Source organism: Marinomonas pollencensis, from assembly GCF_003387375.1.
Taxonomy (GTDB): domain Bacteria; phylum Pseudomonadota; class Gammaproteobacteria; order Pseudomonadales; family Marinomonadaceae; genus Marinomonas; species Marinomonas pollencensis.
In genome coordinates this window covers 72,905-99,088 of record NZ_QUNG01000007.1, presented here as the reverse complement: position 1 = coordinate 99,088, position 26,184 = coordinate 72,905, and the positions used below count along the sequence as shown (strand labels likewise).

29 protein-coding genes are annotated in these 26,184 nt (G+C 43.5%); 12 read left to right on the top strand and 17 right to left on the bottom strand.

What is annotated here, in order from left to right:
• The first annotated feature begins 32 nt into the window (after positions 1 to 32).
• Both DFP81_RS11435 and bioA read left to right on the top strand, forming a co-directional pair.
• The gene (locus DFP81_RS11435; protein ID WP_115897924.1) at positions 33 to 785 is read left to right on the top strand and encodes a ComF family protein; all 753 of its coding nucleotides are present in this window, start codon (positions 33 to 35) and stop codon (positions 783 to 785) included.
• Between the two features lie 72 nt (positions 786 to 857).
• Entirely contained in the window at positions 858 to 2,159 is a 1,302-nt protein-coding gene (gene bioA, locus DFP81_RS11430) for an adenosylmethionine--8-amino-7-oxononanoate transaminase (RefSeq protein ID WP_115897923.1), read from the top strand.
• 71 nt (positions 2,160 to 2,230) lie between these two features.
• On the opposite strand, the gene DFP81_RS11425 is transcribed toward bioA, so the two are convergent.
• Together DFP81_RS11425 and pomA are read right to left on the bottom strand one after the other, a co-directional pair.
• Positions 2,231 to 3,226 (bottom strand): flagellar motor protein MotB, encoded by a 996-nt coding sequence (locus tag DFP81_RS11425; protein ID WP_115897922.1) that lies wholly within the window; start codon positions 3,224 to 3,226, stop codon positions 2,231 to 2,233.
• Between the two features lie 27 nt (positions 3,227 to 3,253).
• Positions 3,254 to 4,009 carry a flagellar motor protein PomA gene (gene pomA / locus DFP81_RS11420; protein ID WP_115897921.1) on the bottom strand — a complete coding sequence of 252 codons (756 nt, stop codon included), beginning with the start codon at positions 4,007 to 4,009 and terminating at the stop codon, positions 3,254 to 3,256.
• 171 nt (positions 4,010 to 4,180) lie between these two features.
• Between pomA and xseB the strand changes: the two genes are divergently transcribed.
• Genes xseB through dxs form a run of 3 tightly spaced genes read left to right on the top strand, consistent with a single transcriptional unit; the run spans position 4,181 to position 7,238 of the window.
• Positions 4,181 to 4,423 carry an exodeoxyribonuclease VII small subunit gene (gene xseB / locus DFP81_RS11415; protein WP_115897920.1) on the top strand — a complete coding sequence of 81 codons (243 nt, stop codon included), beginning with the start codon at positions 4,181 to 4,183 and terminating at the stop codon, positions 4,421 to 4,423.
• Positions 4,420 to 5,301, top strand: a complete 882-nt coding sequence (locus DFP81_RS11410; RefSeq protein WP_115897919.1) for a polyprenyl synthetase family protein — start codon at positions 4,420 to 4,422, stop codon at positions 5,299 to 5,301. Before xseB ends, DFP81_RS11410 begins: the two co-directional genes overlap by 4 nt.
• Positions 5,302 to 5,354: 53 nt before the next feature.
• Positions 5,355 to 7,238, top strand: a complete 1,884-nt coding sequence (gene dxs, locus DFP81_RS11405) for a 1-deoxy-D-xylulose-5-phosphate synthase (protein WP_115897918.1) — start codon at positions 5,355 to 5,357, stop codon at positions 7,236 to 7,238.
• Between the two features lie 164 nt (positions 7,239 to 7,402).
• Here dxs and DFP81_RS11400 read toward each other — a convergent pair whose 3' ends face one another.
• The 4 genes from DFP81_RS11400 to DFP81_RS11385 form a co-directional block, all read right to left on the bottom strand.
• Positions 7,403 to 8,155, bottom strand: coding sequence for a metalloregulator ArsR/SmtB family transcription factor (locus tag DFP81_RS11400; RefSeq protein ID WP_115897917.1), 753 nt, complete (start codon positions 8,153 to 8,155; stop codon positions 7,403 to 7,405).
• Between the two features lie 145 nt (positions 8,156 to 8,300).
• Positions 8,301 to 9,539, bottom strand: coding sequence for an N-acetylmuramoyl-L-alanine amidase (locus DFP81_RS11395; RefSeq protein WP_115897916.1), 1,239 nt, complete (start codon positions 9,537 to 9,539; stop codon positions 8,301 to 8,303).
• A gap of 152 nt (positions 9,540 to 9,691) precedes the next feature.
• Positions 9,692 to 11,023, bottom strand: coding sequence for an MFS transporter (locus DFP81_RS11390; protein WP_115897915.1), 1,332 nt, complete (start codon positions 11,021 to 11,023; stop codon positions 9,692 to 9,694).
• 363 nt (positions 11,024 to 11,386) lie between these two features.
• On the bottom strand, positions 11,387 to 12,379 hold the full coding sequence (locus DFP81_RS11385) for an NADP-dependent oxidoreductase (protein ID WP_115897914.1): 993 nt from the start codon (positions 12,377 to 12,379) through the stop codon (positions 11,387 to 11,389).
• A 318-nt stretch (positions 12,380 to 12,697) separates the two neighbouring features.
• Here DFP81_RS11385 and DFP81_RS11380 point away from each other — a divergent pair, with 318 nt between their 5' ends.
• Entirely contained in the window at positions 12,698 to 12,964 is a 267-nt protein-coding gene (locus DFP81_RS11380) for a hypothetical protein (protein WP_115897913.1), read from the top strand.
• Positions 12,965 to 13,009: 45 nt separating this feature from the next.
• On the opposite strand, the gene DFP81_RS11375 is transcribed toward DFP81_RS11380, so the two are convergent.
• Positions 13,010 to 13,339 (bottom strand): YnfA family protein, encoded by a 330-nt coding sequence (locus DFP81_RS11375; RefSeq protein ID WP_115897912.1) that lies wholly within the window; start codon positions 13,337 to 13,339, stop codon positions 13,010 to 13,012.
• A gap of 202 nt (positions 13,340 to 13,541) precedes the next feature.
• On the opposite strand from DFP81_RS11375, the gene DFP81_RS11370 reads away from it, so the two are divergent.
• Positions 13,542 to 15,374: an ABC transporter transmembrane domain-containing protein gene (locus DFP81_RS11370; protein WP_245959143.1), complete on the top strand. Its 1,833-nt coding sequence runs from the start codon at positions 13,542 to 13,544 to the stop codon at positions 15,372 to 15,374.
• 150 nt (positions 15,375 to 15,524) lie between these two features.
• On the opposite strand, the gene DFP81_RS11365 is transcribed toward DFP81_RS11370, so the two are convergent.
• From DFP81_RS11365 to DFP81_RS11355, 3 genes are all read right to left on the bottom strand, one after another.
• Positions 15,525 to 15,977, bottom strand: a complete 453-nt coding sequence (locus DFP81_RS11365) for a DUF302 domain-containing protein (RefSeq protein ID WP_115897911.1) — start codon at positions 15,975 to 15,977, stop codon at positions 15,525 to 15,527.
• Between the two features lie 196 nt (positions 15,978 to 16,173).
• Positions 16,174 to 16,467 carry a hypothetical protein gene (locus DFP81_RS11360; RefSeq protein ID WP_115897910.1) on the bottom strand — a complete coding sequence of 98 codons (294 nt, stop codon included), beginning with the start codon at positions 16,465 to 16,467 and terminating at the stop codon, positions 16,174 to 16,176.
• On the bottom strand, positions 16,464 to 16,934 hold the full coding sequence (locus DFP81_RS11355; protein ID WP_115897909.1) for a DUF4405 domain-containing protein: 471 nt from the start codon (positions 16,932 to 16,934) through the stop codon (positions 16,464 to 16,466). The genes DFP81_RS11360 and DFP81_RS11355 overlap by 4 nt, the downstream gene beginning before the upstream one ends.
• A gap of 188 nt (positions 16,935 to 17,122) precedes the next feature.
• On the opposite strand from DFP81_RS11355, the gene DFP81_RS11350 reads away from it, so the two are divergent.
• The gene (locus DFP81_RS11350) at positions 17,123 to 17,557 is read left to right on the top strand and encodes a MarR family winged helix-turn-helix transcriptional regulator (protein WP_115897908.1); all 435 of its coding nucleotides are present in this window, start codon (positions 17,123 to 17,125) and stop codon (positions 17,555 to 17,557) included.
• Between the two features lie 87 nt (positions 17,558 to 17,644).
• On the opposite strand, the gene DFP81_RS11345 is transcribed toward DFP81_RS11350, so the two are convergent.
• From DFP81_RS11345 to DFP81_RS11330, 4 genes are all read right to left on the bottom strand, one after another.
• Positions 17,645 to 17,929, bottom strand: coding sequence for a DUF3861 domain-containing protein (locus DFP81_RS11345; protein WP_115897907.1), 285 nt, complete (start codon positions 17,927 to 17,929; stop codon positions 17,645 to 17,647).
• 179 nt (positions 17,930 to 18,108) lie between these two features.
• Positions 18,109 to 18,555 carry a methyltransferase family protein gene (locus tag DFP81_RS11340; protein WP_220342937.1) on the bottom strand — a complete coding sequence of 149 codons (447 nt, stop codon included), beginning with the start codon at positions 18,553 to 18,555 and terminating at the stop codon, positions 18,109 to 18,111.
• Between the two features lie 172 nt (positions 18,556 to 18,727).
• Entirely contained in the window at positions 18,728 to 19,018 is a 291-nt protein-coding gene (locus DFP81_RS11335) for a hypothetical protein (protein ID WP_115897905.1), read from the bottom strand.
• A gap of 120 nt (positions 19,019 to 19,138) precedes the next feature.
• Positions 19,139 to 20,059, bottom strand: coding sequence for a permease (locus tag DFP81_RS11330; RefSeq protein WP_115897904.1), 921 nt, complete (start codon positions 20,057 to 20,059; stop codon positions 19,139 to 19,141).
• Between the two features lie 108 nt (positions 20,060 to 20,167).
• On the opposite strand from DFP81_RS11330, the gene DFP81_RS11325 reads away from it, so the two are divergent.
• Positions 20,168 to 20,482, top strand: coding sequence for an ArsR/SmtB family transcription factor (locus DFP81_RS11325; protein WP_115897903.1), 315 nt, complete (start codon positions 20,168 to 20,170; stop codon positions 20,480 to 20,482).
• 82 nt (positions 20,483 to 20,564) lie between these two features.
• Here DFP81_RS11325 and DFP81_RS11320 read toward each other — a convergent pair whose 3' ends face one another.
• Complete coding sequence (locus DFP81_RS11320) at positions 20,565 to 22,085, bottom strand: sensor domain-containing diguanylate cyclase (protein ID WP_115897902.1); 1,521 nt, start codon at positions 22,083 to 22,085, stop codon at positions 20,565 to 20,567.
• Between the two features lie 236 nt (positions 22,086 to 22,321).
• Here DFP81_RS11320 and DFP81_RS11315 point away from each other — a divergent pair, with 236 nt between their 5' ends.
• Positions 22,322 to 23,512, top strand: a complete 1,191-nt coding sequence (locus DFP81_RS11315) for a putative manganese transporter (RefSeq protein WP_115897901.1) — start codon at positions 22,322 to 22,324, stop codon at positions 23,510 to 23,512.
• On the opposite strand, the gene DFP81_RS11310 is transcribed toward DFP81_RS11315, so the two are convergent.
• Positions 23,509 to 23,826: an antibiotic biosynthesis monooxygenase family protein gene (locus tag DFP81_RS11310; RefSeq protein ID WP_115897900.1), complete on the bottom strand. Its 318-nt coding sequence runs from the start codon at positions 23,824 to 23,826 to the stop codon at positions 23,509 to 23,511. The two genes, DFP81_RS11315 and DFP81_RS11310, sit on opposite strands and share 4 nt — an antisense overlap.
• A 108-nt stretch (positions 23,827 to 23,934) precedes the next feature.
• Positions 23,935 to 24,183: a Rho-binding antiterminator gene (locus DFP81_RS11305; RefSeq protein WP_115897899.1), complete on the bottom strand. Its 249-nt coding sequence runs from the start codon at positions 24,181 to 24,183 to the stop codon at positions 23,935 to 23,937.
• Positions 24,184 to 24,370: 187 nt separating this feature from the next.
• On the opposite strand from DFP81_RS11305, the gene DFP81_RS11300 reads away from it, so the two are divergent.
• A complete protein-coding gene (locus tag DFP81_RS11300; protein ID WP_115897898.1) occupies positions 24,371 to 24,994 on the top strand; it encodes a fused MFS/spermidine synthase in 624 nt (207 codons plus the stop codon).
• The gene (locus DFP81_RS11295; protein WP_115897897.1) at positions 24,987 to 25,874 is read left to right on the top strand and encodes a spermidine synthase; all 888 of its coding nucleotides are present in this window, start codon (positions 24,987 to 24,989) and stop codon (positions 25,872 to 25,874) included. Before DFP81_RS11300 ends, DFP81_RS11295 begins: the two co-directional genes overlap by 8 nt.
• The last annotated feature ends 310 nt before the right edge of the window (positions 25,875 to 26,184 follow it).

Sequence of the window (26,184 nt, the reverse complement as noted above, 5' to 3'; positions counted from 1 at the left end):
CTCAAAAAATAGTGTCAAGGATGGCAATACTAATGAACTACAAAAAACTGTCAACCACAAATATACTAAAGGTTTACAACTGGCTACTTATAGATCAATGCTATTTATGCCATGCACCTAGCAGCAAAACACTCTGTTCTTTTTGCAGCTCTGGCTTTCATTACAACCGCTTAGCTTGTCCTCTTTGTCAGCGCCCAATCAAACAATTTGACGATGCTATTTGTGGCCAATGCCAAGTCTCAGCGCCGCCCTACGATGTATGCCTTGCGCCATTGTGCTTCGAGGGACTCACACAACACTTAATTCACGCCATCAAATTCCAACAGCAAGCCCAGTTTATTCGCCCGCTCATACAATTACTTTGTGAAGCCTTAAACGAGCATTATGGTGCTACTCACGCTTGGCCAACACAGATTATTTTTGTGCCAAGCCACCCTACACGAATCAAAGAACGTGGCTTCTGCCAAACACAAAAAATGGCATCCGAGCTTTATCAAACTCTTTTATTGCAGCTAGGGCAGCAAGCGCCGCACTACAGCAAACAAAGTCCTATTAAGAAAACGTCAAACACACCTGCACAGCACACCCTAAGCAAGAAAAAACGCATTGAAAATCAAAAAGGTGTCTATTGCGTGGAAGGAGGAATAGCTGCCCACGTAGCGCTTTTTGACGATGTAATGACCAGTGGTAGCACCCTAGAAAGCTGCACCAAATTACTGAAAAAAGCCGGTGCTAAGCAGGTCGATATTTGGGTTATTGCCAGAACACCGGATAAAAGCAACTAGCCAAACGACACTAGAAAGCTGCCGCACCATTGTTTAGTATGCGCGAGCTTAAACAACAAAATGGCTTTCACTATGCAAGACACACTAACGCAACTAGAGTACATCGAACTCGATAAACAGCGCCTTTGGCACCCCTACACTTCGATGAGTGCTCCGACCCCACATTACTTGGTGGAGCATGCGTCAGAGTGCGAAATCACCCTGGCCAATGGGCAAACACTCATAGATGGCATGTCTTCATGGTGGAGTGTTATTCATGGCTACAATCACCCGACCATCAACGCCGCCCTCAAGTCTCAAATTGACGATTTTTCCCATGTTATGTTTGGCGGTTTTACTCACAAACCCGCCATTGATCTAGCCAACAAGTTAGTCAGTATGACGCCTGAACCATTGCAAAGAGTGTTTTTTTCAGACTCAGGCTCAGTCTCAGTGGAAGTGGCTCTGAAAATGGCCATCCAATATTGGCATTCTCAAGGCCAACCCAATAAGCAATTTTTTGCCACGCCAAAAAGCGGTTATCATGGCGACACTTTTGCCGCAATGTCGGTGTGTGATCCTGAAAACGGTATGCATAATCTGTTCAATGGCGCGGTTACCGAGCAATACTTTGTATCCCCACCACCGACAGGGATAGAAAAACCAGTAAAAGAAGAGTATATCGACGAAATTCGCCAGCTTTTTATCGAAAAAGGCCAGACTATCGCCGGTTTTATTATTGAGCCTGTCGTCCAAAATGCGGGCGGTATGCGCTTCTACAACCCCGACTATTTAAATCGTATTCGCGCACTTTGTGATGAGTTTAATATCCTGCTGATTTTTGATGAAATCGCCACAGGGTTCGGCCGTACCGGTAAACTATTTGCCACGAACCATAGCGCAATTTGCCCCGATATTATGTGTGTTGGAAAAGCATTAACGGGGGGCTATATCACCCTGGCTGCCACATTAACCACAGATAAAGTTGCGCTGGGCATAAGCGACAAAGGTGGTGTTTTTATGCACGGGCCAACTTTTATGGGAAACCCTCTTGCTTGTGCCGCTGCTAACGCCAGCCTGTCTCTGCTTGCCAACTACGACCTTGAAAAGCGCATCGGCCAGATTGAACAATGGATGACCAAGGCCCTCGCCGACTGCATCGAGCTTGAACAAGTTGCCGATGTACGATGCTTTGGCGCGATTGGGGTGGTGGAGCTCACCTCAGCGGTCAACCAGCATGAAATCCAACCTAAATTTGTTGAGCAAGGCGTTTGGGTTCGCCCGTTTGGAAAGCTGATTTATTTAATGCCACCCTACATTATTTCCGAGTCGCAAATTGAAACATTAGGCAGAGCCATTTATCAGGTCATCCGCAACGAAATCCCTATCAACTAGTACTTAGCACAGATAAAAAAAAGAGCGTCACATTGACGCTCTTTTTTATGCCATCAGTAAACTTAATCTGGTTAAAAAATTTCCCCAGGAGCCAAGTTAAATTGGCTATCGTCTAAAGTCGATTTATCCACTTCAAAAGTGCTACTTTTCGCACTTGTTGGTTGCGCGGGAGTACGAGACAAATCATTTTGCTTGATGACAATTTCCACTCGACGGTTTGTCGCTCGGTTGGCGGCACTGTCATTTGGCACCAAAGGGCGCGTATCGGCAAAACCAGTCACCGCAAAGCGATTTTGATCCAACTGACCAGATGCAAATAACTCTTCCGCTACAGAGATTGCCCGTGCTGAAGACAACTGCCAGTTAGATCGAAAACGACGGCTATCAATCGGCACATTATCAGTATGCCCTTCCACCGAGATAGACCCTTTCACTCCCACTAACAAGCCGCGGATCATATCGATGACAGGGATAAAGTCATAATTCAATTCAGCCGAGCCAGACTCAAAAGTCCCTTTGTCTTTTAGCCGAATGGTAATGGTTTGTTCTTGCGTTTCGACCTCAACCGTCCCCTTTGAGATTTCTTCACTCATCACAGAAGCAATTTGTCGTGCATCGTCTTCCGTTTGCTGTATTTTCTTTTCGCGCTCTAAATCTGCCTTAGATTTATCCACAAACACTTCTTGCGAAGGCTGCCCTGCGCCATCTTGCTCGTTCATTTCCGCCGTGCCCGGTTTACACAATACTTCTAACGTATGATCAGGGGTATCATCCGCTTTTTGACGAACTTCGTTAATCGGTGTCGGTTCCGGCCGCCCTGGACTAAACTCCTGAGCAATAATCGAGGTTCCCATGGGAATACTTTCTGCTTCGATCTCTTTTTGCACACCAAAGGCTTCGCGCATAGACCCAGCCAATTGCTTAAATTTCAACACATCCATTTCAGCGAACGACAGCAACAGCACAAAGAAACACATCAGCAGCGACATTAAGTCGGCAAAGGTCCCCATGTAAGCGGGCAAACCCTCTATACATTCAGGACAATCTTGTTCGTCTTCATCACTCATTCAATAACCTGACTACAACTAAAAAAGTTATTCACGCTCAACCCGTTTGCCTTCCGCGATGTAGGTTTTCAACACCCCATCCACCACCCTTGGATTTTGCCCAGATTGGATCGCAAGCAATGCTTCTAGAATCAATTTTTGACACATCAACTCTTCGTTAGCACGGTTCTGTAACTTGGCTTGAATAGGTAAGCACACCATATTGGCTAATGCGGCTCCGTACAAGGTCGTTAACAAAGCCACCGCCATCGCTGGCCCAATGGCTTTAGGGTCATCCATATTTGCCAACATTTGCACCAGACCGACCAAAGTACCGATCATGCCCATGGCTGGCCCAACATCGCCAAATGCCTTAAATACTTTCGCACCAGCATCGTGACGGGCAAACGCCATATTCATATCATTTGAAAGCTGACTCTTTACCACCGAGCCATCATGACCATCGACCAGCATTTGGATGCCTTTGGACAAAAAGGGATGGCTTACTTCTTTACCTTCTAAAGAAAGTAGCCCACCTTTACGCGCTTCATCTGCTAAACCATAAATCTCATCAATTAGCGTGTCTAATGGGGTACTTTTAAACATAAACGCTTTTGCGGCAACCTTACCCGCGCCCAGAAACTGGCCTAGTGGATATTGAATAAGTACAACAAAAGTGGAACCAATCAATACAATTAACACCGAGGCGGGGTCTAAAAACATCCCTGCTGAGCCGCCTAACAGAATAGCCATTAAAACAATGACAAAAGAGCCGACTAACCCAATTAACGTTGCGATATCCACACACGTCTCCTACCAAAAAAGCTATAATAAACACAGTTTAACTAATTCTAAACGAAAGAATATAACAGGATCAGTTGTTTGATCAGTATTTTTGTAATTTCTATCACACTGATACTCGAAGAATTTATCATTTTCTGTTAAAAATTATCGTGATACCTAAGAGAATTAATCATGCCTCGTAAAAACAGCGTCCGACATTTTGAAGAAAACCTAACCGAATTAGACACTATTGTGACTCAATTAGAATCTAATCAGTTACCACTCGAAGAAGCCTTAAAAGCCTTCGAAAAAGGGGTTAAAATTAGCCAAGATTGCCAGTCAGTACTGACTCAAGCCGAGCAAAAAGTGCAAATACTGCTCGACAAACAAGACGGCGAACACCTAGAACCCTTTGACCCGGAATCTGCTTCGTGAATTTAGACCAATTCTCTCAATACGCCTGCCAACGCGTGGATGCCTTTCTTAAACAGCAATTAGATCTTTACCCGCCCGCGGTAAATTTGCAAGAAGCAATGGCCTATAGCTTATTTAATGGCGGCAAACGTGTCAGGCCCATGTTGACCTACGCTACCGCGTCATTATTTGCAGACCCTAACCCCTTGACCGACGCAAGTGCTGCAGCAATTGAAGCGATTCATGCTTATTCATTAATTCATGATGACCTACCGGCCATGGACGACGATGATTTACGCCGTGGAAAACCAACCAACCATATTCAATTTGATGAAGCTACGGCTATCTTGGCAGGAGATGCGCTGCAGACCTTTGCCTTTGAGATGCTCAGCGCTGCCACCTTGAACAATGATAAGACGCAACTTCAATTGATTCGAGAGCTCTCTCTTGCTGCAGGTCGACACGGCATGATAACAGGCCAAATGATTGATCTTGCTAATGTTGATCAAAACATTTCTATTGAAACCCTGGAGCAAATGCACGCCCATAAAACAGGCGCTTTAATTCGAGCAAGTGTGCGCATGGGAGCACTCAGTACCGAGCGAGCAACTGCGCAACAACTTACCGCCTTAGACGCTTACGCAGCAGCGATTGGCCTAGCTTTCCAAGTACAAGATGACATTATTGATATTACCAGTGACACCCAAACACTGGGCAAAACCCAGTTCTCGGATGAAGAAGCGAACAAGCCAACCTACCCCAAATTACTCGGTCTAGAAGGCGCACAAGCATTAGCAAAACAGCTTCATGACCAAGCAATTAAGGATATTTCCCCATTTGGGGAGGCAGCAAGGCCATTAGTTGAGCTGGCAAACTATATTATTGGTCGCAACCACTGATATACTAGCGCGTTAATTATTTCGCTTTAATTTATGAGACCTTACTGGTGCCCATGTTCGAAGAAATCCCAACCTCGCGTCCCAATACGCCACTATTAGATAAGGTGAATGCACCGTCAGACTTACGTGCATTAAAAAAAGAACAACTGCCTACCCTAGTACGCGAACTGCGCGAATACATGCTTTTCAGTGTTGGTCAAACTGGCGGACATTTTGGTGCAGGCCTAGGCGTTGTCGAATTAACGGTCGCTTTACACTACTTATTTAACACGCCAGAAGATCGTATCGTTTGGGATGTGGGCCATCAAGCTTACCCGCACAAAATCCTTACTGGGCGCCGCGATGCACTTTTGAGTATTCGCCAAGAAAACGGTATTTCTGGTTTTCCCAAGCGCGAAGAAAGTGAATACGATACCTTTGGGGTCGGCCACTCCAGTACTTCTATTGGTGCTGCATTGGGTATGTCGCTAGCTGCTCGCCAATTAAAAACGGGTCGTAAAGCGGTGGCTATTATTGGCGATGGCGCTATGTCTGCTGGTATGGCGTTCGAAGCGCTAAACCACGCCGGTGACGTAAAGGCCGATATGCTGGTGATTTTGAACGATAATGAAATGTCTATTTCAAAACCCGTTGGCGCTTTATCCAGCTATTTTGCTCGTATGTGGGCCAGTAAAACCTACGAAAATCTGCGAGAAGGTGGCCGCAAAGTTTTTTCTGGTTTACCTTCTGCATTAGAACTGGCTCGCAAGGCAGAAGAGCATATGAAAGGTCTGGTTTCACCAGGCACTTTATTTGAAGAGCTCGGCTTTAACTATATAGGCCCAATTGATGGTCATGATATGGACCATTTATTAACCACCATCGCTAATCTAAAAGATCGCTCTGGCCCTCAATTCCTTCATGTTATTACTAAAAAAGGCAAAGGTTTTGAGCCGGCAGAAGGGGACCCTATCGGTTACCACGCGATCAATAAAACAGAGCCTGATGCTAAAAGCACCACCCCTCAAGCCAAACTACCTAAGTACTGTAATGTGTTTGGTCGCTGGGTGTGCGATGCCGCCGAACAAGACAATAAACTGGTTGCGATCACGCCGGCCATGAAAGAAGGCTCTGATCTTATTGAGTTTGCTGAGCGTTTTCCTGAACGTTATTTTGATGTGGCTATTGCTGAACAACATGCGGTAACCCTTGCGGCCGGCATGGCCTGCGATGGGGTCAAACCTGTGGTTGCCATTTACTCAACATTTTTACAACGCGCTTATGATCAACTCATTCACGATGTGGCGCTGCAAAACTTAGACGTGTTATTTGCGATCGATCGCGCAGGCTTGGTAGGTGAAGACGGTCCAACCCATGCTGGTGTCTATGACCTGAGTTACTTGCGCTGTATTCCCAACATGGTTGTGATGGCCCCTTCAGATGAAGATGAGTGCCGTAAAATGCTACAAACTGGCTATCACTACCAGGGTCCCGCTGCCGTTCGCTACCCTCGAGGTACTGGCCGCGGCGTAACCATAGAACCAACCCTAACGACCATAGAGATAGGCAAGGCGCGCACGCTACATCAAGGGCAATCAGGGATCGTCATTTGCGGTTTTGGTCGACCTACTTACGATGCTCTGCAAGCGGCGCAGAAGCTAGATGCAACCTTGCTGGATATGCGTTTTGTGAAACCGATCGATCAGCAAGCGCTACTCGCTCAAGCGGACGCTACACTGATGGTAACCGTTGAAGAAAATGCCATTATGGGCGGTGCAGGCTCTGCGGTTAGTGAGTTCTACTTATCGCAGAACATAAACATCCCGACCCTTCATATTGGCTTACCAGATCAATATGAAGAACATGCAAGCCACAGTGCGATGCTAAAAAATGTTGGTTTGGATGCAGATGGCATAGAGCGCCAGATTCAACAAAAGCTGGCACAAATCAAGGCTTAGTATGTTGTGTTAAGGTTTTTAAAGCCGGCTATTTGCCGGCTTTTTTGTGCCGCTTAACCCGCTTTTTAAAACATAATCCACAAGTTTAAAAACTACTCGCTTTGCGTTAACTAAAGAGTACGCCGTTTTTTTGGCTTGAGCACAAAAAACACAGCGCTTTTTCGTTAATCGTCTTCGCCATCAGAAGAAATGGCTGCTTTTAAACGCGCTTTCTCCGCATTGATAATCGACGGATTACCGGTACGCACCGTTTGTAGAAGATGACGAATCCAAATAGGTAAATCGTTTGACACCTGATAACGCACCCACAAACCATTTTTCGTCGCTTTTAGAAAACTGCTATCCCGTAATACAGCCAAGTGTCGAGACACCTTAGGCTGACTTTCAGCCAAAGCAATAACCAGATCTGACACCGTCAACATTGACTCATCCTCTAGCAGCATCAGCATTTTCAAGCGGGTTGGATCACTCATCAATTTGAACAATAAACTAGGGTCAACTGACTGCTCATCCAAGCCATTGTTAAGCATTAAGAAAAGTGTAATACGCTCAATTAATCCAGCGACGGCTTTATGAAAAGGCTCAATCCCTTGCAAAGGTTTAGGGTCAACAAAATCCCAGTGCAATTGAGCTATGTCCTCTTCAAAGAAAACACACTCGTCTTTTGCCGCATCGCATAAGGTCACCACATAATCAAATTTCTGATTAGCAATTGACTGATAAGATTTCGCATACAGCCCTTCACCATTCACCCCTTGTTCCTGCAAAGCGTCGTATACTCTTTCATCTATTTCAGTGGGACTCACACCCGCGCTAATCGCACGAATATTCCCTTTAGAAAGGTGATTAAAAATGGCTTCAGCAAGCTGGGAACGAGCAGAATTACCTGTACATAGAAAGAGTAATAACTTCGTCATGAATGAAAATCTAGCAGAATTTGAGGGTTGGGTTAGTAAATACAGGGCGAATTGTAGCACGCCCCCGCTCAAATGATACAAAGAGGGCAGGACGATTGCTACTCAATATCTCTTAAAGTCATACCTTCCTATTTGCCAACAGGTATCAACCAATAATGAGGTTACGCTCGGGAATATTCGTTAAGCAATAGTGTTTAATACCTTGATGTAAGGCATCGGCAATTTTATTTTGAAAGGCTTTGGTGCGCAGCTTTTTCTCTTCATGAGGGTTCGAAATAAATGCGGTTTCTACGAGAGCAGATGGAATATCTGGTGATTTTAAAACCGCAAAGGCTGCCCTTTCTACCCGCTTATGCAAGACTTTTTCTACTTTCCCAAGGTGACGGATCACAGTCGTCGCCAAGTCTGTGCTGGCCTGTAAGGTGCCCGTTTGGGACAAATCCAACAACACTTTGGCAAGCATATTATCCTTGGTATTTAATGACACGCCGCCAATAAGGTCGGAATTATTTTCTCGATGCGCCAAGCGGCGAGCCATCACGCTTGTGGCACCTTTGTTCGATAAAATATACACAGATGAACCACGCACAGAACGATCCTCACAAGCGTCCGCATGCACTGAGACAAAGATATCTGCCTTATGTCTATGGGCGATATTGACCCTTTCTCGCAATGGAATAAACACGTCTTTATCCCGCGTCATGATCACTTTAAAGCCTTGGGTGCGATTTAGTTTCTGTCGTAACATCCGGCTAATCGCCAAGACTACGTCTTTTTCATAGGTGCCGTGCTTACCTGTTGCCCCTGGGTCTTTGCCACCATGTCCTGGGTCAACAACGACCACAATATTTCGCTTCTCAGCTTGTCGTGTAGCGACTTTATGTTGCACCACAACAGAGTCGGTGAGATTTATTGTCAGCTTACTATGACCGTTTCTTTGTTCTATCGAAGCCGAATTAAAGCCTATGTGCTTTTCTAAGTCGAACACCAAGCGCAACGTATTTCCTTGACGAAGTGCCCAACGTACATCATTAAATAAACCTAATTTATGTAGCCCTTTAGAGTGATAAGCGTTTTTTGTGTGCTCTAAATCCACCACTAGTCGCTCAGGCTTGCTTAAGGTAAACACTTTATAATGGGGAGTATTGGCAAGCTTTAGCTTGATTTGAGCCATTTTTCCATGACGATAAGTGCGAATGTCTTTAAGGGCGCTCACTTGTTCTGCAACCCCAGAAACTGGTAATAAGGTGGCACAAGATGCCAGTAAAAAGCGCCGAATAAAGGTACGCCTAGTGCTGTCGGTCATAGGTAATACGCGATTAATTAAGAAAGACGAATAAGTGGCAGCGCCACCTGAGATGTTACAAAGTAACAAATGCGTCATTGGATATCAAAATCGACAAACGACTTTTACACAAAACTCAAACGAGCTTTAAAGCTTGCAAACAAAACGCATCACTTTTCTTATTCAAGCTCAAAAAAAAGCCCCACTTCATCAGAAGCGAGGCTTTGTTAATTCATTGATCTTAATATTAATTAAGCAGGTACAGTGATCAAATCTAGACGTTTACGGAAACGCATTACCGCCAACCCAGCTAGGACACCCACACCACAAACAAAAGCCACATAATAGGCAGGTGACAGTGGATCTTCGCGTAACATTAGACTAACCACCATTGGGGTTGTGCCGCCGAAAATCGCGTAAGCCACATTATATGAGAACGACAGACCGGAAAAGCGAATCGCGGCAGGGAAGCTTTTAACAGCAATAGCAGGTACGACACCCACCAAACCAGTAAAGAAGCCTACTAACGCATACAGTGGGAACAAGTATGTGGTGTCATGTAACATGGTGCTGTAAAAGACCCAGTAACTGATCGCCAAGCCAATGCTGAAAATAACCATCATTGGACCATTACCAAAACGGTCGGCTAATGCACCACAAGTGATAGAGCCAATAACCACACAAACAATCGCCAAGCTATTTGCTTCAAGAGACAGTTTAGGATCTAGCATCACCAATTTTTGCAGTAAGGATGGCGTCATCAACACGGTTACCACAACCGCTGCCGTCAACACCCAAGTTACTGCCATAGACACAACAACCGATGGTGCGTGGTCTTTTAATACTGACTTAATTGGCATTTCTTCTGCCAACTCTTGGCTTTCTTGCATCTCTTTAAAGATCGGCGTTTCTTGTAACCAACGACGCAAATACATGGCAATAAAACCGAAAATACCGCCCAACAAGAAAGGAAAACGCCATGCGTAAGCAGACATTTCTTCTGCACTGTATAGACTATGCATAGCAGTCGCGATCAAAGAACCGATCAAGATGCCTGCCACTAAGCCAGCTGACAAAATGCCGCACGCCAAGCCAACGTGGCGCTTCGAGACATGTTCAGTAACAAACACCCAAGCACCAGGCGCTTCACCACCGATCGCCGCACCTTGCAAGACACGAAAGAAAAGCAATAACAGAGGCGCTGCAATACCAATCGTTTCATAAGTTGGCATTAAACCAATGGCGAAAGTGGGAATAGCCATTAGCAAGATGCTCATCATAAACATACGTTTACGACCAAGAATATCGCCAAAATGCGCCATGATAATGCCGCCTAAAGGACGCGCTAAGTAACCCGCCGCAAAAATTCCGTAGGTTTGTACCTGGCGTAACCACTCTGGCATGTCAGCAGGGAAGAACAAACTCCCCACCACATTGGCAAAATAGACGAAGATAACAAAGTCATAAAATTCCAGTGCGCCACCAAGCGCCGACAAACTTAATGTTTTGGCATCATTTTTATTCAATTTACGATGCGCTTCGGCATCGCCATTAGGATGAGTATTATTAGATTCTGAGGTCATGATTGTTTTATTAACAGCTACTTTATGTTTAAGACTTTTTGTTTAAGAGAGTCTGCTAAAAAACCGCACCATTATTGTTTAATTCATGTCAGTGACGTGTTTTATTTTATAGCAGGGGGAATGAATACTACTGAGGCTTTTCAATAAAAGAAAGACGTATTATAAATTTTATTACCAGAGCATTAAATTAACGTTAAAGCCTCAAGAAACAGAGCGATGTGCAGCAAAACTAGAGAGTGTCACAACGGCCACAGACATTGACCAAGACCCAAAAGCACCTTACTGAGATAACAACATGAGATGACTCAATAAAGTGCTTTTTACTACCTTGGCAGGCGGAATAACAAAACGGAGAGGCAGGTGTTATAGGGCGACGATCATTTTTCCCTGATTTTCCCCACTAAATAACAATTGAATGCCATCTGGAGCACTTTCTAAACCGTTCAGCGTGTGTGCCCGATACGCCAACTCACCTTTTGCTAGCATCGCTGCTAACGCTTGACCATATTCACCAATCCGATGGAAATGATCTGGCATTGTGAAACCCTGGATCTGCAAACGCTTTTTAATAATGCCAATCCAGCTTGGACCAGGCGCTGGTGCTACTTTATTGTATTCCGCAATCATGCCACAAACCGCAATACGCCCATGGGCGTTCATCATGTCAAAAATAATCGATTGCGCTAAACCACCAGTGTTTTCAAAGAATAAATCAATGCCCTGAGGGGCCGCGCTTTTGAGTTGCTCTGCGAAGTTTGCATCTTTGTAATTCAGCCCGTGATCAAAATTAAGGGTATCTTTCAGCCAATCACACTTTTGCTCACTGCCCGCGACGCCAATCACAGTTAAACCTTGGTGCTTGGCCATCTGCCCAACTAAGGAGCCAACAGAGCCCGCCGCAGCAGTAATTGCTATCGTCTGCCCTGCCTCAGGTTTTAGCACTTCAAACAACCCATGATAAGCGGTGATGCCTGGCAGCGCGATCACACACATAATAGCTTCTGCCGACAAGCTATCAGGAATTTTATTGAGGCCTTTACCATTGCTGACAGCGTATTCGGCAAGTCCTAACAAACCCATTACCCGAGTACCTTGTGGAAAATCCTCATTCTGGGATTCAACCACATGGCCAATACCGCTGGCGCGCATAACAGAGTCAAGACTAACGGGTGGAATATAGCTTTCTTCGTCTGCACTCATCCAACCGCGCATTGCAGGGTCTAAAGACAAGTGTGAGAGTTTTATCAAAACTTCTCCGCTTTTCAGTTCTGGTTTATTAAGAGTAACGAGCTCAAAATGCTCATTATTGATGTCAGTAACAGGACGTTTTACCAGTTTTATTGCGCGATATGTCATAACCTTACTACCCATATATCGAATGTGTGGAAAAGCATAGAGCGAGAACCAGAAAAGATTAAGCCGTCAGTAATAAGATACCTCGCTTTTACCTATTTTGACGTCTCGCTGGTAATCTAAAGCTAGGCTAAAACACTGATTTGTATTTTTCTTCGTGGTCTTTATTATCCCACCTTCCATTAAACAAAGATCACAATCCATTTTGCTCTCTTACAAAATGCTTTCATAACCTTAATTGCATTTTTTGATAAATCCCTCTTGCCTCTTCTGCAGCACTCCTTTAAATTCAAAAAGCTTAACTTTTTCAAGGAGATAAAAATGTATAAAGCCCTATTAGTGACGTCTGCTGCGATTTTATTAACCGCCTGCTCCGGTGCAAATGTTACCAGTCAAGTTCGTGATTTCGATGCTACAACACCAGAAAAAATGATGCGTTGTGTGACGGTAGAAACAGGTGATTCTGATACCAATGAAGAATTACAAGCCTACGATGGCTGGACTATGGTTTATGCATCTGAATACACCACAGATAATAAAGCCACGACAGAACTCACCATGTGTTTTGAAAAAGCAGCCAATTTATAGTGTCGTGTAACATGGCGGGCAATGGAATAACGCCCGCCATGTTAATTATCCTCTTGGAGCAAACATAATAATTCCCATACCTACTAAGGCAACACTCGAACCCACTAGATCCCATGGGGTAGGACGAATACCTTCCACTGCCCATAACCATAAAATAGCGCTAAAAATATACACACCACCATACGCAGCATAAACACGTCCCGCGGCTGCTGGGTGCAAAGTTAATAACCAAGCAAAAAGCATCAAGCTCAACGCTGCGGGTAGCAACAACCACACCGTTTTACCTTCTCGCAACCATAAATAAGGCAAATAACAGCCAACTATTTCAGCCAACGCCGTGATCATAAAAAGACCGAGCGTTTTTAACTCTGGCATCCTATTCCTCCCTTTGCTCTCAGTACCCACCCTAAAGAGCTGCCAGTCTAATTAAGCTGGCACTAAATAACAAAGCAAGACCCTCAAAAGCCACGTTTAATGTGTTACCCACAACATCAGATAGCGGATTATTTATCCATTTAACGCCCTCATATCCGCTATAGTAGGTGACAATATTTGCTTCACCGAATGGATCTAACGCTTGACTACACTCAATCCTGACCAGAAAAAACAAAAAGCGACTGCTGCAAAGCAAAGTCCCCTTCATAATGAGCGCACCTCTTCAGCACAAGGCTTGCTCGCCTTTTGGCCTTTTTTACGACCTTATCGTCGTCAGGTGATATACGCATTAAGCGCATTAGTAATAACCGCTATGGCCATGTTGAGCCTAGGTAAGGGCGTACAGTTTTTGATAGATCAAGGACTGGCTACTGGCTCAGAAACAGATTTAACGAACGCTTTGTTACTCTTTATGGGCTTGGTGGTTGTTTTTGGCATCGGCAGCTTCTGTCGATTTTACCTCGTCTCTTGGCTGGGAGAACGGGTCGTTGCAGACATCAGAAAAGCGCTGTTTGCTCACCTATTAACGCTGCCCCCTGCCTTCTTTGAAAACAATTCGCCAAGTGAAATACAATCGCGTATTACTTCGGACACCACTCTGTTGCAAAGTGTCATCGGCTCTTCTCTATCCATTGCTTTGCGCAGTAGCTTAATGCTAATCGGCGGAGTGCTTTTTCTGCTGGTTATGCATTTTAAATTAACGCTTATCTTAATACTTTGCGTGCCATTTGTGGTCGTTCCTGTATTGTACTTTGGCCGCCGGGTGCGACGCTTATCTCGCCATAGCCAAGATGAAATTGCCAATGTAGGACAATACTTATCACAAGCTTTACGCCACATTAAAGTCATCCAAGCATTTACTCATGAGCATCACGATGAACAACGCTTTGACAAGGCTGTTGAGCAAGCCTTTCGCGTCAGCGTGAAGCGCATATTACAGCGTTCTTGGTTAGCTCTCATGGCGATTCTACTGTCGATGGGCGGCATCGGCATCATGCTTTGGTTTGGCGGTAAAGATGTTATATCTGGGGCTATTAGTGCGGGAGATCTGGCCAGTTTTTTATTTTATTCTATTGTGGTCGCTGGTGCTGTCACAGCACTCTCTGAAGTGATGGGAGAATTACAACGAGCGGCCGGAGCGACTGAACGTATTATGGAGCTACTTCGTGAGCCTAGCACCATAATTAGTGGACAACAGCCATTGCCAAAGGTATCCACAGCGCCAAATAGAGCAGAGAACAAGCCGCTTTTGACCCTCTCTAATGTCTCTTTTAGCTACCCAACAAGGCCAACCACAGCGGCACTAAAAAAACTTAACCTTTCCATTAAAAAAGGGGAAAAAGTCGCTCTAGTTGGTCCCTCCGGTGCGGGCAAATCTACCCTCTTCGAATTGCTATTAAGATTCTACGAACCTCAACAAGGAGAAATCCGCTTCGCCAACCAAAATATTCAAACATTATCATTAAGTGATTGGCGCCAGCAGCTTGCTTTCGTGCCACAAGAAACAGCACTTTTTGACCTAAGCGTGGCAGACAATCTAGCTTATGCGAATCGTGACGCCAACAAAGAAGAGATCCAGCACGCGGCAAAACTGTCTAATGCTCACGAGTTTATTTTACAGTTACAACAAGGGTATGACACACAGCTGGGAGAAAATGGGGTACGTTTATCTGGTGGTCAAAGACAACGAATTGCCATCGCTCGTGCTATTTTGAAAGATGCCCCTATTCTTCTTCTCGACGAGGCCACCAGCGCGCTGGACGCACAAAGTGAACGCAAAGTACAAGACGCACTTGAAACACTAATGGAGGGACGCACAAGCTTAGTGATTGCCCATCGTTTAGCGACTGTACTCAATGCAGACCGGATCCTAGTATTAGATCATGGTGAGATTATCGCCCAAGGCACTCACAGTGAATTACTCGAAACCTGTGCCTTGTACCAAGGCTTAGCCGAGCTGCAATTTACTCACTAGTCATACGCTTGCCTCAGGCCTGGATCAAAGCTTGTTACTCGAGGCGAGCATCGAATCTAAATAGTGGAGCTATTGACCAGATGCTTAACAAAGAACACAAGCTTTTAGACCATGCGCGGCTGAGGCGGCGTATTCACACCTTCTCTAACGCTAGTGCTCAACCGTTGTTTTACCCAACATGTTAAGCACATTGGTCACCTTATTAATTAGCGCATCACAGCCTTTAATATTATGACGCACTTTGAGGTATTCAGGGTGGTTAAAAGATAGCCAGACCCTTTGCTCTGCATCTTCGCTAATCAATGCTTTTTGCGGTAGATCAATGGCCATATTCTGAGCGCAGTTCATCAGTGGAGTGCCAACTTTTGGGTTACCAAACAAGATGACTTGTGTCGGACGAAGTGACAAGCCTACCCCTTCTGCGTTTTTTTGATGATCAATTCGTGCAAATACATTCAGCCCCTTGCTCTGAGCGATCGAGGCGAAACGGTCTGCTGTTTGCTGAACCGAATAAGGGCTTTCATAGGTTATCAAATTCTCTGTTGCATTCACGCTAAATGAAGACAACAGCACCATAGCACCTAACGAAATAGATTTAATCATAAACACTCCCTGCTGATTAACAATAAAGGCCGTGACAAGCGCCTCTTAGTCTACTGTTTAATAGGCCAAGCCTAATACCTTATGAACCATAGCATACTCAGCACAGTAAACTTCAAGAGTGAAAATGAATAAATAGTCAGCAGCCATATTAAGTGCTTAATGACGACGAAAGAGGCAGAAAATAATAGTCAGCGCGTTACCTAGTCATGTTACGTAATTTAGCTGTTATGCTTGAACTTACCTTCATCACAAGCAAAGCAAGCAGCATGGGGACGCCCATCAAAACAATTTCTTTTATAAAGGGTAATATATAGATCAAAATAACTGGAAAGTTTGGCTTTCCGCCCTCTTCCCCATGAGAGAAGCCCTGTTGGTTTATTTGGGCCGCCCACCCTGTCTGATCAAGGGCAATCAATAAGCTACTGATGCAGATGGACACCAGAAAAATAATCGTAACTCGTAACTTCCAATTGACGGCTAAGTATTTCATGCTCTCGCGCCTTTCATCGACATTTTCTTCACCATATTCACAATCCAGCGCCAATGTAATGCGAGGTGAATACCTATAACTGGCATAATAAATGACGCAAACTCATTATGAATCTTAGACCAAAAGTCCTGCACTGGAATCGTGATATGCAGCGTAGGCAGTAATGATACAGACACTAAGAAACCACTAACAAAAATCAATAACATCATCATATATAGGAGGTAATTTAGTGCGCTGCTAAAACGCTCTTTAAAGGTCATTTTACGCACAAACCGTTTCGCACTTTTTTTAATCCATTCCCAATGTAATAACAAATGAATCATAAAAGGCACGATAAATAGCAAGCTTCCCCATTCATGCAAAGGAATGCCTGTAGACTGAGGGGCTGATATCAACATAAAGCTAATAATAAGCAGAACATCCATAACATAACGGGTTTTCTGCAAATTTTGTTTCCAATCTGACATGACTTATCCGAGCCTTTTAAAAGAGTCATTATTAAACGCTCCAGTCGTTTAATTAATGACTAAAACCTTCTTTAGGGTTCCACACTGCCATTTATCTTGCATGATTGAGAGCGATAAAATAAAGTTGATAACATCACATATACTACTCATATAGATGATAAAGTCAACTAAATAACTTTGGAGCTTTTGTGAACTTAGATGAAGCGCTTTTCAGCCTGATACACACCGTTCGTAACACTATGATCCAGCAACTAAAATCATTGGATATAAACCTATCTCCCATGCATTTGAAAGCACTGAAAGCTGTGTCTAAAATTGATCAATGCACAGGGCAGAAATTGGCTGATTTTATGGGCAGAGATAAAGCACAAATCAATCGACTTATTAAAGAATTGGTCAACCAAGACCTTGTAGTTAAAACCAGCAATGAACAAGACAAACGCAGCCAACTGCTAATTTTAGCAAGCAGCGGTGAAACGTTAATTAAGCAGTTTAACCGGGTAGAGAAAGACGTATTTGAAGCAATGTCAGCGGAACTAGCAGGGGATAAGCTTGAAGAGTTTATTGAAATGACTCAGAAATTTAAATCAAACTTAGACACCACTTTCAAAAACAAAAATTAGTACTTTCCTTGCTCTAGAGCGAATTCATTCAATCCGCAAACAGCACCTCGCTTAAACGGCCGATAAAACGAGGTGCAAGGAGTGTATTTAGGACTTTTTCAAGCCCTTCATAAACACCATAAAATGTGGTCGTAATTGTTGAAACAACTCATTTTCAGGGTTTCTTAGCATGACTTCGCCAAACAATTTGATGCCTATAGCCATTTCCCTTGCATCACTATCAGACAAGGCCATTTTACCCTTCATTGACTCAAGTATTTTGAAAATATCGTCGTGGTTACGCGCCTCAAATGTCACTGGCTCAGCCGTAATAGCATTGCCTTTAGGATCTTCAAGGTGCTCAAGCGTAAACTTGTATAAATGACCTTTCATTGTACCTCCAGAAATAAACTTAAAAAAACAAACATAAAAAAAATAACGTATTGAGTGTGATTAAAGACACCACAGTACGAATTCCAATAACCTACTCATAGCTATCATGCACAGGGAATAAGCCCCCTAATAAGCTCTGACATGTTACCAAGAGCACTAACTAAACAGCGCAGGATCATTTACAACCAACGCCGTACTCGAGCGCAATAAGCGAGATATTCCTCACCAAATTTTTTCCTTAATATCGCTTCTTCTGGCTTAATTTGAAACTGCGATAAGTAGCAAACAAAACAGACAATAGGCAACACTGCCAAAAATGTATCCAACCAAAAGAGGCTGCCAATAAGAATCATAGTGAGCGCTAAGTACATAGGATTACGTGTGTATTTAAAAACACCTGACACCACTAAACTACTGGCTTTACCTGGTTTATGAGGGTTTACCGTCGTCTTTAATTGGCTAAAAGAGAATACTGCGGAAACTGCGATCAAAGCGGCTGGCAACCAGATGGCATAGCTTAACGCCAATGACCAACCCGCGGCGGAAAAATGGAAACCAGACAAGGCCAACATGCTGACAACAGCAATGGCAAAAACAACAAGAGGGGGGATTTTTAAATCAAGCATGGTCATTCCTTTACGATCTGTTTGTTACAGAAAAAGGAAATAAAGGCTGCAGAAGATCGATCCTTTATTTCAAGCTAGATCAACACTTTAGTCCTGACTAGAAGAAAAGCCAAGCAGCATTTCCACTTTAACTGGCTAATACCCTCGTGAAGCAAGCAACAGGCTAGCGTCATTAAGGCGTCAGATGCAAGATGCCTCCTAGCATCAACATAAAAGCAATCAGTACTGGTGATGTGACGATGCCAACCACAATAAGTAACCAAGCGAAGAGGTTAAGACCTATACCAGACACATTGACCTGCAAGATAGCACTTACTAGGCCACAGATCGCCACAATGGCAGCAAGTGGAACAAACACGACACTGAGGGTAAATATACCTAGCGCAGCCAACACACAAGCAAAAATGCCTGCACTGTTGCCCGCGTTATTCGCTGTTACATACACTACTTCAGGCTTAGCCATGCTACTTCCTTAACAATAATCTTGGCTTGATTATAGAGAACAAATCACAGGAAGTACGCGTGGATACAAAAAGCTACTTTTCACTCACCTAAAAATCAAAAGAGAGCCAAACAAGAGCAGCTAAAAAAGTAACGAATATAAATATCCCGCGCTAATCGCCATCGTCATAATCACCACTAAAAATGCCCCAATCATAGGATTCTTGAAGATAGACTTGAGTAGAATGACTTCTGTTAGACTGGCACCAGCACTGCCGATAATAAGCGCCATCACCGCGCCTAACCCCATCCCCTTCGCCGCTAATGCCGCACTTAATGGAATCACAGCTTCAGCACGTATATATAAAGGAATACCAATAATTGCCGCAAACGGAATCGCCAAAGGGTTGTCTTTATTGGCTATCTTTGCAACAAATTCTGCTGGCATAAAACCATAAATCAATGAGCCCAAAGCAATGCCACCAATCAAATAAGGCAAGACTTTTTTAAAATCTTTCCAAGTCGTCTGCCAAATTTTTGTCCATTTACTCACCTTATCTACAGAAGCATTTCCACATCCAGCCATACAGCTTTTTGGCTTAGGTTCAGAATAAGCGCTGGCTTTAACGTAACGCTCAAACCCCAGTTTTTCCAAAATAAAGCCTGCGACAACAGATACCCCCATGGCAATCACGAAATAAAACACAGCAACATTCCAGCCAAATGTGACTACAAATAAGCCGATGATAATTGGGTTCAATAAAGGACTCGCGAAGAGAAAAACCAACATGGTACCAAACCCTGCTCGCGCTCTCAGTAACCCTTTTAAAAACGGTATTGTTGAACAGGAACAGAACGGCGTTATTGCTCCTAACAAGGCGGCAATAATGTATCCTTGGCCTTTTTTTCCACTCAAAATACTTTGTATTTTTGAGGGTGGAATGAACGTTTGCAGTACGCCTACCAGGTAGCTAATTAATAGGAAAAGTAGCGTCAACTCGACAGCAAGAAAGACAAACATATTAAGGGTGTTGTTAAGCATATCTATATCAATGGAGAACATTTCTTTAATCTCTATATTTCTGGATATATCGAAATATAGAGATTAAAATTAGCACCGTCAATATATTTCTAGTAATATGGAAATATAATATTTACCCGAGAGAATCTGATGGACATCGACGTTATCGCTAAAGCGCTAAAAGAACTGGGACACCCTACTAGGTTAACGATTTATAGAAGTGTCGTACGGGCAGGTTTCCAAGGTATTGCGGTGGGAGGCCTTCAAGAGAAACTCAACATTCCTGGCTCTACCTTATCTCATCATATCTCTAGTTTAGTGGCGGCGGGGCTAATTTCTCAACGCCGTGAAAGCAGAACACTCTTCTGCATTGCAGAATATCAACAGCTGCAATCTGTGATCCGCTTTTTACAAGATGAATGCTGTGCCGATGACGGCATTGGAAAAAATACGCTGCTCAAGTAAACAACAAGAGTTGATGCTTAATCGCACAATATAACTGAGCAAAACGCGAACTTAAAAACTCACGTCGCTCATGAGTTTGGTTTTAAGTTGCTTGTGCCTGAGGTTGATCCGCAAAGTAGTAGGCACTATTGCGGCCTTCAAGCTTTGCCTGATACATAGCTTGGTCAGCACATTTTAATAGAGAATCAATGGTGGCTGCATCACTAGGGTAAAATGCAATCCCAATACTCGCTGTGCAATAGGCACTTTCACCTTGGATAGCATAAGGCTGAGCAAGTGCATTTAGCAGCTTATTCGCAACTGAGTCGATTTCTGCCGATTGAGTGCCTAATAATACGATAATAAACTCATCCCCTCCTAAACGTGCAGCAATGTCCGTTTCTCGAACCGTTTCTTGAATACGCTGGGAGCACTCTATCAGCACCTTATCACCTGCATTATGACCAAAAGTATCATTCACATACTTAAATTTATCTAGGTCTAGCATCGCAATCGCAAGTTGTTTTTCGTCGCGCTTAGCGGCTTGCACAGCGTGGGCCAAATGCTCATGAAGTAAGTTTCGATTTGGCAAGCCAGTTAAATGATCATAATTGGCTTGTTGCCAAATAAGTCGATCGGTTTTGTCTCGCTCGATAGCAATACGAGCCAGGTTGACAAATTGTTCAATCAACTTAAATTCTGTGGGTTTAGGGGAAACCCGTTTGCGATAAAAGATATCAAAGCTTCCCAATATATTACCTTGGTTACCTAAAATAGGCTCAGACCAACAAGAGACTAACTGCGCAGATTTAGCCACATTTTGCAGTTCTGGCCAATCGGAATGAGCGGCAAGGTCATCGATAATAACCCGAGTTCCTGTAGCAACAGCGTAACCCGCATTTGGCGTAACCTCTAACGCTTCTATAGCTCTATGATAAGCCTCTGGTAAATTGGGTGCAGCGCCAAGTTCCAAACCTTGACGACTTTTGTCCACCAATAAAATGCTGCACCTAACATTTGGGAATTCATCTTCAATGGCATCCACAATGGCAGAAAAAATATTGGCCAAGTTACTGGAGCTGGCTATTAATTCCAAAATGGTATTATGGTGTTGATTCGTCTTATCTTTTTCCAGTAATTGTCGATTTTTATTTTGCATAAAGACCGAGAATATTAAGGCAAATATGTTGGTGACAATAAAAGCGGCAAGCAGACGAGGGAAGGTGAAGGTATCAAATTGATCGCTGATCAAAAAGCAGCCCACCGAGATTAATATAAAATTAAAAATACAGGCTAGAGCCGTAGGTAATAAGTAAAAGCTGGCAATAATGATCGGAAACAGCCAATAAATTAGCGCCATACCCTTGATATGAATACCGATCAGGATCGTTACTTGTGCTAACAGAGCAAAAATGCCACTAAATAAATGCACATTACTGGTGAACCATACGCCTAGAAAAACAGCAAAAAAGCCTCCTACAGCGGTAGAGTCAACCGCAATATGAGCTATATCTCCAGCCATTACGCTCATGATAAGAAAAGGCGATAGCACCAAGGTCGCGGTGGCAGTAATGGTGAGTAAAATTTTATCCTCTAAAGTACGATGCTCCATTTTTACTGGCATATTTGCTTCACTTCTTCTTTATAACAAGGCCAATATTGATCATATTTCATACTCTCTTAATATACTATTTTAACTTTCTTCCCTCTGCCGTCAATGACATAGCTCTTTACACTATCAAGTTATTTACTAAAGGCAAAAGCAAACCCTGTACCACACCATAATCTATTTCTTTCTACGTCACACACAATTAGTTATGATAATCATTATCACAACTAAAATAGCAGATTTGCCGCCTTATGACCGCCGCCGTCTTAACAAAACATTATTACTTTGTGCACACAGCGTTTGCCAATAAGCGGATGTTGCTTCCTATATCCGTAATTATACTCTGGCTGATACCTGATACTCATACCATGATCACTCAGGTATTATCCGACGCTTTCTTACAAGTTTCGGCTTTTGTTGCTTTTACCTTGGCTCTTTATTACGGGTTCAGCCAGCATATTAACTCATCTGTACTGCAAGGCTGGATGCAGCGAAAACCTTATCGTGAGGTATTTTTCGCTGGCCTAATGGGAGTGCTACCTGGATGTGGTGGCGCTATTGTTATTATTACTCAATATACCCAAGGTAAAATCGGCTTTGGAGCAGTGGTTGCGGTTCTCACTAGCACCATGGGAGATGCTGCTTTTTTGCTGATTAGCCAACGCCCAGAAGACGCAGCCATCGTTTTGCCAATTAGCGTTACTATTGGCATTATCTCTGGCTTTATTACTCAATACTGGCTGCCTGCCCCAGCGCTAGAGCGCAAAGCAAAACAGAAAAGCATTGCAGAAGCCCCCCCTGAACCTAATCCTTTCGAGCTTTGGGTGAGTCGTTTTAGTCTTGCCTTTTGGTGCCTTTTGATCCTTCCTGCAAGCGGCATAGCTCTGCTTCTCGCCATGCAATATGATGTTAATACTTTGTTTCGCCTACCAAAACAATCCATTGAATGGTTTGGTAGTGTGGCTGGCTTTACCTGCCTTTTGCTTTGGGCATTAAGCGCAAAAACTGACCGCTACTCAGAGCTCGCTAAAGAAAATGACAATCCACTGCCCAAACACTGGATCAGAAAAGTCGCTCAAGACACGCAATTTGTTACCAGCTGGGTAGTCGTTGCCTTTGTTCTTTTTGAGTTGGTATTGATGTATTTTGGTGATGGCATACTGCTTTCATTACAAGAGTGGGGAAGTGGCTCAATTATGCTCGCTACTCTTATTGGTTTATTGCCTGGGTGCGGCCCTCAAATCATGGTAACCAGCTTGTATTTACAAGGAGCGGTTCCGCTCTCCGCGCAACTGGCTAATGCCATTAGCAACGACGGTGATGCGCTTTTCCCTGCCATCGCCTTGGCTCCTAAAGCGGCATTGCTTGCTACGATTTACTCAACCGTTCCGGCGCTTATTGCAGGCTACGGATACTACTGGTTGATTGAAAGCATGCCTTAGAAACCGTAATCCCGATCTACCTTTGAGATGCGCACTTTAAACGACGCATACCAAGATTCACGACCCATCTTCTGCGCAGCCAAATGCTCTGCATTCGCTTTCCAGCGCTTAATAGACGCTAAATCTGCCCAGTAAGAGACGGTTATTCCTACTTCTTCCCGCGCTGATTCAACCCCTAAAAAACCCGGCTGCTGCTGCGCAAGTTCGACCATTTTCATAGCCATATCACCATAACCATTTTCCCCTTCGGTTCGTATCGAAGTGAAAATCACCGCGTAATAAGGTGGCTTAGGGGTATTCGCTATGAAAGTCATATATTTCTCTTGTTGAATTAAAAACAGACAAATACGATATGACTAAGTGTTCGGCAAAGCCATCCCATTGCAGTCAATTCGTATCACACCTATTAGAGTGTCCTAAGATTACGACTGAAAATGCACTTCCGTGAAATGCGGATTGTCTATGGTGATCGCAAGCTTAGTCACCTCTGACAGCACCACTAACTGAGCGCCATCAGCCGTCTGTATCTTAATGCACTCTGTACGATTTTCATTGTGCGCCGTATCCAATGCAATCCCTTCTATCAACTCGCCTGTGACCATAGTCAGTCTAATCGGATAATGGAACAAACAAACGATCTCAACGTAATCGTATTCATGGCAAGTAATCATAAGAGATCTCTAATAAAATTCTAGTCCGTAAAATAATAATGCTTTATCAGAAAAATGCTCAAAAGCTTTTCTAGTTTTACGACTAAATCATTGGCCAACAATGAGTTGCAATACACTCAAAATGACTACACTAGGCATCATGATCACGCTATGATGATCACCTAATCAGCTGGATAATGATGTTAATATGACTTTTACAAAAAATGGACTAGTTTACTTCTTAGCCTTCTGTAGTGGCTTTTGTATTATGGGAATTGAACTGCTTGGTGGTCGCATCTTAGCCCCTTTTTTTGGCAGTAGCGTCCATATATGGGGCAGCATTATTACCGTCTTTATGTTGAGCCTTTCTTTGGGTTATTTGCTCGGTGGTAAGCTTAGTACCCATAATGCTTCTCTCGCCAAATATGGCTTCATCTTTTTAATTGCCTGTATCTGTGTTACGCCTATTGCGCTGTTTTCACAACCTATTATGGCGTATATCTTTACTCATATTGAAGATAGCCGTTACGGCTCCCTACTTGCTTCAATGGCTTTATTTTTCATCCCTACGGTAATCTTAGGCATGATATCCCCCTACTCGGTACGCCTGCTGGTTACCGAAAGCGATAAAAGCGGCCAAATTGCCGGTATCCTTTATTTTGTGAGTACGCTAGGTAGTGCTCTTGGCACCATAATAACGTCGTTTTATTTCGTACTTGCCTTTGATGTAAATAGCATTATCACCACCTTTGCGATTACATTAGGTCTACTGGGTCTTATTGCCATTATGATAGGGTCAAATGTACGTAGAGAGGCTCCAATCCATGCTTAAGCCACTTTTCATTGTTGCTATGTGCGTTTTCTCGTCACTGATATTCAGCAAAGAAATCCACCAAGAACGCTCTTTATACCGTAATATAATCGTTGACGAAAAAGGCGATACGCTCTGTCTTCAGTTCAACACTAGAATCACCAAACTCAATCAAAGCTGTATCTACAAAAGCAACCCAGATAAGCTCTTTTTCAACTATACAAAAATGATTTTTGCCAGCTTATTGTTTATTGATAACCCCAGCAACGTACTTATCATTGGCTTAGGCGGTGGCACACTGTCTAACGTGATCCATCAGTTATTCCCAGACGCTCACATTAACAATGTCGAAATCGACCCAGCGGTAGTCAAGGTGGCACGTGATTACTTTCACTTCATTGAGACTGATCGCGTCGTTTCTACAGTGCAAGACGGGCGAATCTTTATCAAACGTGCCGCATTAAAGAAACAAACATATGATTGGATCATTCTAGACGCCTTCAACGGTGACTATATTCCTGAGCACCTACTTACTAAAGAATTTTTTGAAGAAGCGAACAGCGTACTCGCCCCAGGCGGTATCATTGCCGCTAATACATTTTCTTCCAGTAAATTGTATGACCATGAATCCGCCACTTACTATTCAGTATTTGGTGACTTCCTCAATGTGAGTCGCCATAATCGTAGCAACCGGATTATCTTAGCCGGCCTAAATACCATGCCTAGCGCAACAGATATCGACACCAGAGCAAACCAACTCGCGCCTCGCTTGTCACGCTATAACATTGACCTAAAAGACATTCGACAGCTTATCAACACCACAAAAGACAACCATGACTGGCCTGAAAACACGAAAGTCTTAACAGACCAATACTCCCCCGCGAATTTATTAAACAACTAATTTATCAATGCCCTCTCTATTAGACAGGCATGCTCTCTCTATCAAAACCAGCCAGGCACATATAAAACCCAATAAAAACAAACACCCAAAATTATAAAATATCAAAACCAGCCAGGCACATATAAAACCCAATAAAAACAAACACCCAAAATTATAAAATAAAAATCTAGATTGATTGCTACTAACCCATGAGTAACGTAAGAAAGGTATCAATTATGAAATGAGAGATTTGGAACCAGATGACTCAACACTCCCCAATAAAGAGGCTGTTTGGGTGTTTTTGACCATAGAGACGACTCAGCCAGAAGCT